We start from the raw sequence: 7,872 nt of genomic DNA, 5'->3' as shown, positions 1-7,872 counted from the left end.
ACAAATCGAATTTCAAAAATGTCAAAGACCGATATGGTTCAAGTGAACCGAATTTATTTAACTTTTAACCTTGTCCATTTTTAGTGGACAGTAGTGATTATGAACTTAAACAAATTGAGAGATAAGGCCTACTAGTGCACAATAGCTCACGGATGGCACGAAGAGAGCCTAAGTGATGAACATTTCCTCCGTCTGGTCATATCCGAACTTATGGAAGTGGTGGAAGCAGACCGGAAAGGCAGGCATGCTGATACTAAAAAGTTCAATTAGGAATTGGATTACTACATACGTGAGATGAAGTTGTATGGAGAAAATTATGATAAAGCCTATCGTGATACGTTTGAATATTATCTTAAAGACAACCAAGCTGGCTATGCCTTTCCATGCAAAGGACAAAGAAAAATTGCCGTATTTTCAGTTTAATGAATAAAGGGCTTCACCCCTTAATTTTTATCAGAATGAATCAAGAAGCGAAAATAGTATCAGAATCCATTATCGGAAGTGATTTCAGGGCAGTGTTTGTCGATGGGAAAGCCTACACGGTCTACCCTCCTACTGTCCACAAACTGGCCGGAGCAATCTCCAATCTGTCAGACATACAAGAAGCAGACAATTTGAAAGAAGTTCTGCTATCCTTGGGAGAAAGCGAAGCCGAGGTTGTAGTGAATGATACTCTCTTGGGACAGATAGCGTCGTTCATGGAAAATCTGCATCTGTTATACCGGGAAGTAGCATATGAAATACCGTACAGAAACTTAGTATTAATGCAGCGTGACAAGCTCCATACCGTTACCGGAACGAAGGTTATAAAGGGTAAGGACATGGCTTCGCACAGAAGAAGAAACAAGAAATAGATACGACTCTATTAGAATGTTAAAAAGCAACAGAAACGTTACTTTTTTACGTTACAAAGTTTGCTTGATAGTAACGAAAATGTTACCTTTGCATTGTCAATTAAAAGTTCTTTGATTTATGAAGTTTTCAGAGTTTTACAAATTGATTGAGTCAGCAGGCTGGACAATCGAAAAGGGAAAGAAACATCACAAGTATGTTCATCCCGACTTTGACTACTTTATCCCTGTAGGCAGACATCCAGCCAAAGAGATACCTAAAGGTACTCTTGACAGCATGATGAAAAAGGCGGGGTTAAAGAAGTAAAAGAACAGCACCCACTTCGGTGGGTGCATTTAATTGACAAAACTTAAAATACACGATTATGAAGAAGATTCAGGCTATTATTGAAAAAGCAGATGATGGAGGAATCTCTATCTATTCTGAAGATGTAAACGGTGCGTATGGCTTTGGGCTTACAGAACAGGAAGCGAAAGAGGACTTTATTTCTGTTTTAGAGGAACAGGCGGAATATTACAAAGAAAAACATGGTGAATTTCCCAATTGGTATAAAGCTGGTTATTCTGTGGAGTATGTGTATGACTTAAGCGGTTTTTTTGAGGCATTTCCGTTCATCAATGCCAGTAAGTTTGCAAAGGAAATAGGTTTAAATGAATCTGTAATGCGAAAATACAAGGGCAAGATTGTGACGCCTTCCGAGAAACAGAAAGCATATATACAATCAAAATACGATGAAATACTTAAAAGAATGGAACTTGTCAAGTTTTGATATTCCAGCCGTGAGGCTTTGATATAAATTAAAGAACAAATTGACAATCTGGCGCATCATAATGGTGCGCCTTTTTTGACCAGATTATTCCGGATTATGCCTGCCATCTTTCAAGACTTTAGCCTTGAATACGGTCAATTTGAGTGTTGCCATATAGATTAAAATTTTTAGGATACGCAAAGGATACGCACAAAACCTCAAAAGTGAGGTTTATATCCTTTTTTTTAATCTATAAATCGAAGAAAGTTTCTTAGAGAAGTAAAGGCTAACATCCTTAATTATCAGAATATTAGCCTTTAAACACTGAGGAGCGGCAAGCGGGACTCGAACCCGTGACCCTCAGCTTGGGAAGCTGATGCTCTACCAACTGAGCTACTGCCGCGATTTGGTGATGCAAAGATAGAATTAATTTTTTAGAATCCTCCTTTTTCTTCGTTTTTTTTCGCCCGAAAAGCAGAAAAAATAGCCTGCCGACCTACTCCCAGAGCTTGTACAGGCTGCTTTCTCCCCAATAATTGTGGACGGAAGTAGCGATGCAGTTCTTGTAACGGAAGAAAAACGAACCAGGCATCTCCCCTCCCTTGGCATGGCAGACCGATGTTTGGAGCGAAGCGGCTTCTTCTGTCGGCACGATGTCGAAGTAGCGATACTCATATCCTTTCAGGTTGAGTTCCCGATAGGAAGTCTGGCGGTACCCGCTGCACAGGCGATTGTCCTTCACGCAGACGGAATAAGGCAGGATACCGGCCATCTCGTAGGCCGTTCCGCCAAGACGTGCGGTCAAGGTCTGTCCCAACAAGGCCATTCCTCCCCCTTCGGCCAACAGCTTTCCACCGTTTTCCACGTACGCGCGCAACTGTTCCATCAGGCGTTTCCGGCGATGCAGCTGGCGGGCAAACAGTTCCGGATAGCCGCCGGGCAGGTAGACAATATCTGCCTGAGGCAGTTCGCTGCCGAACACCGGACTGAAACGGATGATTTCTCCTTGCATTCGGTCGATGTTTCTTCGGTATAGGAAAGGAAAGGCCGGGTCGGAAGCCAAGGCAATCCGCAGCTTTCGGGCACCAATCCATGCCTCTGTTTCGGTTTCCGAGATGTAAGGGAGTGAGTACGCACAGGGGAAGATACGGGTACAAAGATTCAACAGCTTGGGCAAGTCGACATGCTGCGCCAGTTGTTCGGCCACCTTCTGGAAAAGCTGGTCGAGATCCTTCCGGAGCGGCAGGGTAAGTGCCTGATGCCGGAGAGGAAGGCCTGCATCCTCCAGTAAAGGAAGATAACCCAGACATTCCACTCCCGCCTCGGCACAGGTTTCGCGCAGGAAACCATATTGGGCAGCCGAAGTGACCTGGTTGAAAATCACTCCGGCTATTTTCAAATCTGTATAGAAATGCTTGAAGCCTTGCAGCATGGCTGCCGTGGAGTAGCCCGCATTGCGCGCGCTGACCACCAGCACCACCGGTATTCTCATCAGACGGGCCAGTTCGGCCCCGCTTCCCTGCGCTTTCCGGAAACCGTCGAACAGTCCTCCCTTCCCTTCTACGAGACATACATCGGCCTTTTCGCCGTAACCGTTGTAGAGGGTTTGCAAATGAGTGTGCGAGGCCATCCACGCATCCAGATTGGCCGGTTCGTGGTCTGTGGCCAGCGCATGATAGCGCAGCTCAGCCAGCTCCGGTCCGCACTTGAACGACTGTACATGCAGGCCGCGGTTGCGCAACGCCCGCATCAGTCCCAAGGCCACGAGGGTCTGCCCGCTTCCGGGCATCAGGGCTCCGACAAGAAACTGTGGCTTCATCGGCTTACGACAATCCTTCTATTTCTCCGTTCACAATGTCGATGTGCAATGCCTGCGGCTCTTTCGGCAATCCCGGCATACGCATCATTTCTCCGGCTACTACCACCAGCATTTCCGCTCCGGCGTTGATGACGATGTCACGCACGGCGAAGTTGAAACCGGAAGCCACCCCGTAGAGTTTCGGGTCGGTAGAGAAAGAGTACTGTGTCTTGGCAATGCAGACCGGGAAATGCGTATATCCCAAATCCTTGATCATCTGTATCTTCTTGCGGGCAGCCGGGCCGAACAGCACCTGTTTGGCGCCATACAATCCGCAGGCAATCTTGGTCACCTTCTCTTCTACTGAGTCGTTCTCGTCGTAAGTGAAGGTGAGCGGCTGCGACGGGTTGTGTTCGATGGTGTCTACCACCAGGTTAGCCAAGTCGACGGCACCTGCTCCCCCTTCCATGAAGGCGTTGTTGATGGCGAAGCCCACGCCGATTTCCTCACAGTGACGGCGCACGAAGTCGAGTTCTTCGTCGGTATCGTTGGCGTAACGGTTGAAGGCCACCACTACGGTCTGGCCGAACGACTGGAGGTTGTCGATGTGCTTGTCGAGGTTCTTCACTCCTTCTTTCAAGCCTTCCATGTTCGGTTCCTTGATTTTGTCTACATCCACACCACCGTGCATTTTCAGTCCCTGAGCCGTAGCTACGATGATTGTCAGTTTCGGCTGGAGACCTGCCTTGCGGCATTTGATGTTGTAGAATTTTTCCGCACCCAGGTCGGCACCGAATCCGGCCTCTGTCACTACATAGTCGCCGAAGGTCATGGCCAGCTTGGTAGCCAGTACGGAGTTACATCCGTGGGCGATGTTGGCAAACGGACCGCCGTGTACGAAAGCCGGTGTATGTTCCGTAGTCTGTACCAGGTTGGGCGACAACGCATCTTTCAGCAGCACCGTGATGGCACCCGCCACGCCCAGATCTTTCACCGTGAAAGGTTTGTTTTCGATGGTGAATCCCAGCAGGATGTTCTCGATGCGGCGGCGCAAGTCGTCTTCGTCTCTTGCCAGACAGAGGATGGCCATGATTTCAGAGGCCGGCGTGATGTCGAAGCTTGATTCGCGGGTGATGCCGTTGGTCTTGCCTCCCAGTCCTGTCACGATGTAGCGCAGGCCACGGTCGTTCACGTCGAGCACACGGTTCCAGAGCACTTCCTTCATGGCAAAGCCGTTGTCCTTGTTCTGGTACATATAGTTGTCGAGCAGGGCCGTAATCATGTTGTGGGCCGAAGTGATGGCGTGGAAGTCACCTGTAAAGTGCAGGTTGATCTTGTCCATTGGGAGCACTTGTGCATAACCACCTCCGGCAGCTCCACCCTTCATTCCGAAGCAAGGACCGAGCGACGGTTCGCGCAAGGCACAGAAGGCCTTCTTGCCGATTTTGTTCAGTCCGAGTGCCAGACCGATGGAAACAGTTGTCTTTCCGATACCGGCCTTTGTCGGCGTGATGGCCGTCACCAGAATCAGGTTGCTCTTTTTCACCTTTTCTTCATCGATCAGTGTTTCAGGAACTTTGGCAATGTAACGTCCGTAGTTGGAGATTTCCTCTACTGGAATGCCATACTCGCGTGCGATTTGTTTAATCTTTGTCAGCTCAATGCTGCGTGCTATTTCGATATCCGATTTCATTAGGGCAGTTTTTAAGTTTGTGCCGCAAAGATACAAAAAGCCCCGTGCCGAGGCAAATGGAAACTACAGTTTTCTCGCGGGAGGAGGCCGAGGTGTGTCGTATTTCTTATAAAAAATACGGAGAAATTCTGTAACTTTGTCCAATAAAGCATATAAACCCTATAATCTGTAAGCAATATGAATAACTTCGATTTTTATAGCCCGACCGAATTCGTGTTCGGAAAAGGCACAGAGAGCCGGACGGCAGAACTGGTGAAGAAATATCGTGGCACGAAAGTGCTGATTGTCTACGGCGGCGGTTCCGTGGTGCGCAGCGGACTGCTCGACAAGATTAAAAAGGAACTCGATGAGGCGGGCATCCCTCATGTGGAACTGGGAGGCGTACAGCCCAACCCTACCGACCCGAAGGTGTACGAAGGCATCGAACTGGGACGCCGCGAGCAGATTGATTTCCTGCTGCCCGTGGGCGGAGGTTCCGTCATCGACACGGCTAAGGCCATCGCCATGGGTATCCCCTACGAGGGTGATTTCTGGGATTTCTATATCAACAAGGCCGTACCGCAGAAAGCGGTTCCCCTGGGCGTGGTGCTCACCATCCCGGCAGCCGGAAGCGAAGGTTCCGGAAACACGGTCATCACGAAACTCGACGGACTGAAGAAGCTGAGTGTCCGCACGCACGGTCTGCTTCGTCCTACCTTTGCCGTAATGAATCCGGAGCTGACCTATACCCTGCCCGCCTGGCAGACGGCTTGCGGGGTGACCGACATGATGGCGCACATCATGGAGCGTTATTTCACCAACACCGAAGACCAGGAAGTGCCCGACCGCATGTGTGAGGGTACGCTCAAGGCCATCATCACGGAGGCCCTCCGGGTGATGAAGGAACCGACGAACTACGGAGCCCGTGCGAACCTGATGTGGGCCGGTACCATTGCCCACAACGGAACGTGCGGCGTAGGAGCTGTGGAAGACTGGGCTTCGCATTTCATGGAACACGAAGTGAGTGCTATATATAATGTAACACACGGGGCCGGACTGGCGGTGATTTTCCCGGCCTGGCTCACCTACATGGCCAGCCATCACGTGGGCAAGGTGGCCCAGTATGCCCACCGCGTATGGGATGTGCCCGAGTCGGACGACAAGAAAGCCATGGCCCTGGAGGGAGTGGCTCGCCTGAAAGCCTTCTTCCATGCCATCGGCATGCCTGTCACCTTCAAGGAACTGGGTATCGAGCATCCGGACATCGACCTGCTGGTGAAGAAACTGCACGAGAACAAGGGACAATACGTGGGCTGCTACGTGCCGCTGGATGCACAGGCCACCCGCGAAATCTACGAACTGGCCAACCAATAAAAGCGGAGGGATTATGGAATACAACAATCAGGACGTGCGCAGGCAGGACCGCCTGCTCGACGAGACCCGCGCTTTTGAAATCCTACGCGACGGTGAATACGGCATCCTCTCCATGCAGAGCGAAGACGGAAATGGAGCCTACGGCATTCCGATTAATTATGTGTGGGACCGCGGAAACTCCATCTACATCCATTGTGCGCCGGTGGGCCGCAAGCTGCGTTGCATCGACGCCTGCCCCAATGTATCGTTCTGTGTGACAGGACGGAGCCGCGTCATCCCCGACAAGTTCACTACGGGCTACGAAAGCGTGGTGCTGCAATGCACGGCCCACCACAGCCTGCACGAAGCAGAACGGATGTCGGCCCTCTCCCTCCTGCTCTCCAAATACTGTCCCGACCACAAGGTACAGGGCATCGAGTATGCCAACAAATCGTTCCCTCGTACGGAAATCATCCGGCTGGACATCCAGAAGGTGAGCGGAAAGACCAAAAAGATGGGGCTCTGACAAGAAGATTTTTGAAGACTTTTGAAGATTTTCTGAAGACATTTGAGGACTAGGAGAAAACGTCTAGGCGTTTGAAACAAAACGCTTAGACGTTTTACTTTAAACGCTTAGGCGTTCGTGATGAAACGCTTAGGCGTTTTGATCCAAACGTTTAGGCATTTTAATTTAAATGTCTAAGCGTTTTTTTACTTAAAAAAATAACCAGATAATCCCGTTTTTTTGTCAGTTAATCCAGGAAATCCCTATTTCCCTCCTTTTCTTCAACTACCCCGGTTTGCCAACATAAAATAACTTTATAAATTTGCAAACACTTGCGAATCAATGGGGAATTCTTTGATGATATTATAAAACTGTTTTTCTTTTCAGGTTGTATCAATCCTGAAACAGATAGTCGTGTGAAACTTGAATCTCTCTTTTTATACTACCACAAGGCCGGCATGGACATTTTTCCATTGCGGGCCTTGTTCTTCTATCTCGTTTATAACCAGCCACTCAGGAATAGGTTGAAAAAATTATACAAAATAAACTGCTAAAAGGTTTGGCTATTTCGGATAAAAGATTTACCTTTGCACTCGCAAAAGAAAAAAAGATGCACTCTTAGCTCAGTTGGTAGAGCAACTGACTCTTAATCAGTGGGTCCAGGGTTCGAATCCCTGAGGGTGTACAAATTTCGGAAAGTTTGACAATTATAGTGGATGCACTCTTAGCTCAGTTGGTAGAGCAACTGACTCTTAATCAGTGGGTCCAGGGTTCGAATCCCTGAGGGTGTACCGAAGCCGTGAGGCAAAATGAGGAAAAGAGGCTGTCTCAAATTGAAATATAATTTGAGATGGCCTTTTTTGTGCCTGCAAAAAAATCGGGCAAGCCCAAACTTCGCTCAGTCAGGACTTGCCCGTCTCCCTAATTTTTCGTATCTTTAGGGA

General features: G+C 48.9%; 7 protein-coding genes and 3 tRNA genes. 7 read left to right on the top strand and 3 right to left on the bottom strand.

Features of this window, described 5'->3' with window-relative positions:
- Positions 1-458: 458 nt before the first annotated feature.
- From OCV81_RS17255 to OCV81_RS17245, 3 genes are all read left to right on the top strand, one after another.
- A complete protein-coding gene (locus OCV81_RS17255; protein WP_148331079.1) occupies positions 459-854 on the top strand; it encodes a hypothetical protein in 396 nt (131 codons plus the stop codon).
- Between the two features lie 118 nt (positions 855-972).
- Entirely contained in the window at positions 973-1,158 is a 186-nt protein-coding gene (locus OCV81_RS17250) for a type II toxin-antitoxin system HicA family toxin (protein WP_022353974.1), read from the top strand.
- Positions 1,159-1,216: 58 nt separating this feature from the next.
- On the top strand, positions 1,217-1,621 hold the full coding sequence (locus OCV81_RS17245) for a type II toxin-antitoxin system HicB family antitoxin (RefSeq protein WP_022353975.1): 405 nt from the start codon (positions 1,217-1,219) through the stop codon (positions 1,619-1,621).
- A 309-nt stretch (positions 1,622-1,930) separates the two neighbouring features.
- Here the strand turns inward: OCV81_RS17245 and OCV81_RS17240 are convergent.
- The 3 genes from OCV81_RS17240 to OCV81_RS17230 all read right to left on the bottom strand — a co-directional run bounded on the left by OCV81_RS17240 (position 1,931) and on the right by OCV81_RS17230 (position 5,091).
- Positions 1,931-2,003 (bottom strand) — tRNA-Gly (locus tag OCV81_RS17240).
- Positions 2,004-2,096: 93 nt separating this feature from the next.
- Entirely contained in the window at positions 2,097-3,419 is a 1,323-nt protein-coding gene (locus OCV81_RS17235) for a cobyrinate a,c-diamide synthase (RefSeq protein WP_148331078.1), read from the bottom strand.
- Between the two features lie 4 nt (positions 3,420-3,423).
- A complete protein-coding gene (locus OCV81_RS17230) occupies positions 3,424-5,091 on the bottom strand; it encodes a formate--tetrahydrofolate ligase (protein ID WP_148331077.1) in 1,668 nt (555 codons plus the stop codon).
- A gap of 177 nt (positions 5,092-5,268) precedes the next feature.
- On the opposite strand from OCV81_RS17230, the gene OCV81_RS17225 reads away from it, so the two are divergent.
- The 4 genes from OCV81_RS17225 to OCV81_RS17210 all read left to right on the top strand — a co-directional run bounded on the left by OCV81_RS17225 (position 5,269) and on the right by OCV81_RS17210 (position 7,719).
- Positions 5,269-6,444, top strand: a complete 1,176-nt coding sequence (locus OCV81_RS17225) for an iron-containing alcohol dehydrogenase (protein WP_148331076.1) — start codon at positions 5,269-5,271, stop codon at positions 6,442-6,444.
- 13 nt (positions 6,445-6,457) lie between these two features.
- Entirely contained in the window at positions 6,458-6,949 is a 492-nt protein-coding gene (locus OCV81_RS17220) for a pyridoxamine 5'-phosphate oxidase family protein (protein ID WP_022353718.1), read from the top strand.
- A gap of 591 nt (positions 6,950-7,540) precedes the next feature.
- Positions 7,541-7,613: transfer RNA gene (locus tag OCV81_RS17215), tRNA-Lys, on the top strand.
- Positions 7,614-7,646: 33 nt separating this feature from the next.
- Positions 7,647-7,719: transfer RNA gene (locus OCV81_RS17210), tRNA-Lys, on the top strand.
- The last annotated feature ends 153 nt before the right edge of the window (positions 7,720-7,872 follow it).

Origin of the sequence: Phocaeicola fibrisolvens (assembly GCF_025567125.1) — a bacterium.
GTDB classification, from domain to species: domain Bacteria; phylum Bacteroidota; class Bacteroidia; order Bacteroidales; family Bacteroidaceae; genus Phocaeicola; species Phocaeicola fibrisolvens.
The sequence above is the reverse complement of the archived record's forward strand: the minus strand, read 5'-3'. Positions and strand labels throughout refer to the sequence as shown.